Source organism: Mycobacterium sp. GA-0227b (assembly GCF_001499855.1).
In the GTDB taxonomy this organism is placed as follows: domain Bacteria; phylum Actinomycetota; class Actinomycetes; order Mycobacteriales; family Mycobacteriaceae; genus Mycobacterium.
Genome location: NZ_LQIK01000024.1, coordinates 1 through 2,159 on the forward strand (window position 1 = coordinate 1; position 2,159 = coordinate 2,159).

At 65.2% G+C, this 2,159-nt stretch carries 2 protein-coding genes; both read right to left on the reverse strand.

The genetic code is table 11. The features are described from left to right. Positions 1-62 precede the first annotated feature (62 nt). The gene (istB, locus tag AU185_RS15815; protein ID WP_502687989.1) at positions 63-845 is read right to left on the reverse strand and encodes an IS21-like element helper ATPase IstB; all 783 of its coding nucleotides are present in this window, start codon (positions 843-845) and stop codon (positions 63-65) included. A gap of 2 nt (positions 846-847) precedes the next feature. Then, positions 848-2,089, reverse strand: coding sequence for an IS21 family transposase (istA, locus tag AU185_RS15820; RefSeq protein WP_059100808.1), 1,242 nt, complete (start codon positions 2,087-2,089; stop codon positions 848-850). Positions 2,090-2,159 lie beyond the last annotated feature (70 nt).

The following is a 2,159-nucleotide window of genomic DNA, read 5'->3' on the forward strand; positions in this document are numbered from 1 at the left end:
TGTTGACGACGGTTGAAAACTAGGCCAGAAGCGACGGTGAAAAGTAGGCCACGTGGTCGTGGTTATTGTGCCGTGTTGTCGGCTCTGGCGGAGGGCAAGGTGTCGATTCCGGTGTCTTTGAGGCGGTAGCTGGAGCCTTTGAGGGTCAGGACGTCGGCGTGGTGGACGATACGGTCGATCATCGCCGCGGCTACGACTTGATCCCCGAAGACGTCGCCCCAGCGGGCGAAGGGCAGGTTTGAGGTCAGGATCAGCGAGGCGTGTTCGTAGCGGCTGGAGACCAGTTGGAAGAACAAGTTCGCGGCATCCTGCTCGAACGGGATGTAGCCGACCTCGTCGACCACGAGCAATCCGATGCGCCGCAGCTTGGTCAACTCGGCGGGTAGGCGCCCGGCGTTGTGGGCGGCCTTGAGGCGAGCGACCCAATCTACTGCGGTGGCGAACGCGATGCGGTGCCCGGCCTGAGCGGCCTTGACCGCCAACCCGATGGCCAGGTGTGTCTTGCCAGTTCCGGGCGGCCCGAGCAGCACCACATTTGATGCCTTAGTCAGAAAAGCACCGGTGCCCAGGTGGGCGATCATATCCCGATTCAATGCTGGCTGATGATCGAAGTTGAAGTCCTCCAACGACTTGCGGGTCGGGAACCCGGCCGAGCGGATACGAGTAGCCGCACCCGAGGCCTCACGGGCCGAAACCTCCCGCGACAGGACTGCCGCCAAATACTCTTCGTGAGTCCAGTTGGCGTCGCGGGCTTGCTCGGCCAGCCGGGCCGCCGAGTCGCGGATGCGGGGTGCTTTGAGCGCTTGGGCGTAGTGCAGGACGGCTTTGATCGGTTCGTCGGCCATGCTCATGCCACCTCACCATCGGAGGTGGCTGTGCCAGTGGTGAATTCGACGCCGAATGCGCGGTCGTAGTCGGCCAGATCACGAACCAGGTGATCACCTGCGGTGGGTGGCTGGCCGGTTTGGAACTGCTGTCGCAGCGCTGCGGCGCTGGCGACGTGGGCGGGATCGGTCAGCGTTTGTCGCGCCGCCCAACAGCGGTCATGAGCCGCCAGGAGGCGGCCGGCTCGGGCCACCGTCACCTGGGCAAGGGTGGTGGTCACGTCGACGAGTTGGCCGATCGCGCCCGGGTCCACGGAGTAGTCGTTACCGGCCACCCGCACGTAGTAGTCACGTCCCAGCCGCACCGAGGAAACCGACTGCACGACCGGCGGCACCGGCGGCAGCGCCAACATGTGAGCTCGATCGGCATCGAGGAAGTCGACCGGGCGACCATCGAGGACCCGCACCCGACGCGCGTTGGCAGTCGCAAGCCATTGGTCGAGTTGACTGTTGAAGTCCTGCGGTGAGACGAAGCTGCGGCCGGGCAGAAACGACGTCTCCAGATATCGGTTGGCTCGCTCGACCATGCCCTTGGATTCGGGGTCATAGGGTTTGAGTTGCACCAGCCGCGACCCCAGCGTGCCCATCAACGCCGTGACCGACTCGGTCAACCGGCCGCGCCGTCCGATCCCGGCCTCGTTGTCCCACCACAACTCGTGCGGTATCGCGGTGAAGGTCTGCGAAAGCAGCTGCCACATCCCGGCCACCAGGTCCATGGTTTGGCGGGAGGGCAGCATCACCGCGGCGATGAAGCGGGAGAACGCTGCCACCATCACCAGCACCGGCAGCATCGTTTCCTGGCCGAAACCGACCGCAATCTTGGGCGCCGGGAACCACAAGTCGCACTGCACCACCCGTCCCGGCGGATGCTCGAGGCGGTCGACCGGATCAGCCGGCAGGTACTCCGGGCGGATCGCCCGGACCCGCTCCCGGAACCAGGAGATCGAACCGGTCCACCCGACCCGCTCGGCGATCACCGTCGCCGGCATCGTCGGGTAGGCCGTCAACAACGCCCGGATTCGAGGTTCCACCTCGTTGATCGCCGACGGCGCCGAGGCCCGCTCGTACTTCGGCGGACCATCACTTGCCACCGCGGCCGCCACGGTGTCTCGCGCAATGCCGAGTTGCCGTGCGATGGCCCGCTGCGATAGCCCTTCGCTGCGGTGAAGATGCCGGATCATGGCCCAGTCTTCCAAGGAGATCACCCATCCAATCTGATCGGGTGGCCTACTTTTCAACCGTCGCGACTGGCCGGATCTTCAACCGTCGTCAACA

Coding starts and splice junctions, on each gene's coding strand:
- istB (WP_502687989.1), bottom strand. CDS start 845: ATGGCCGACGAACCGATCAAAGCCGTCCTGCACTACGCCCAAGCGCTC.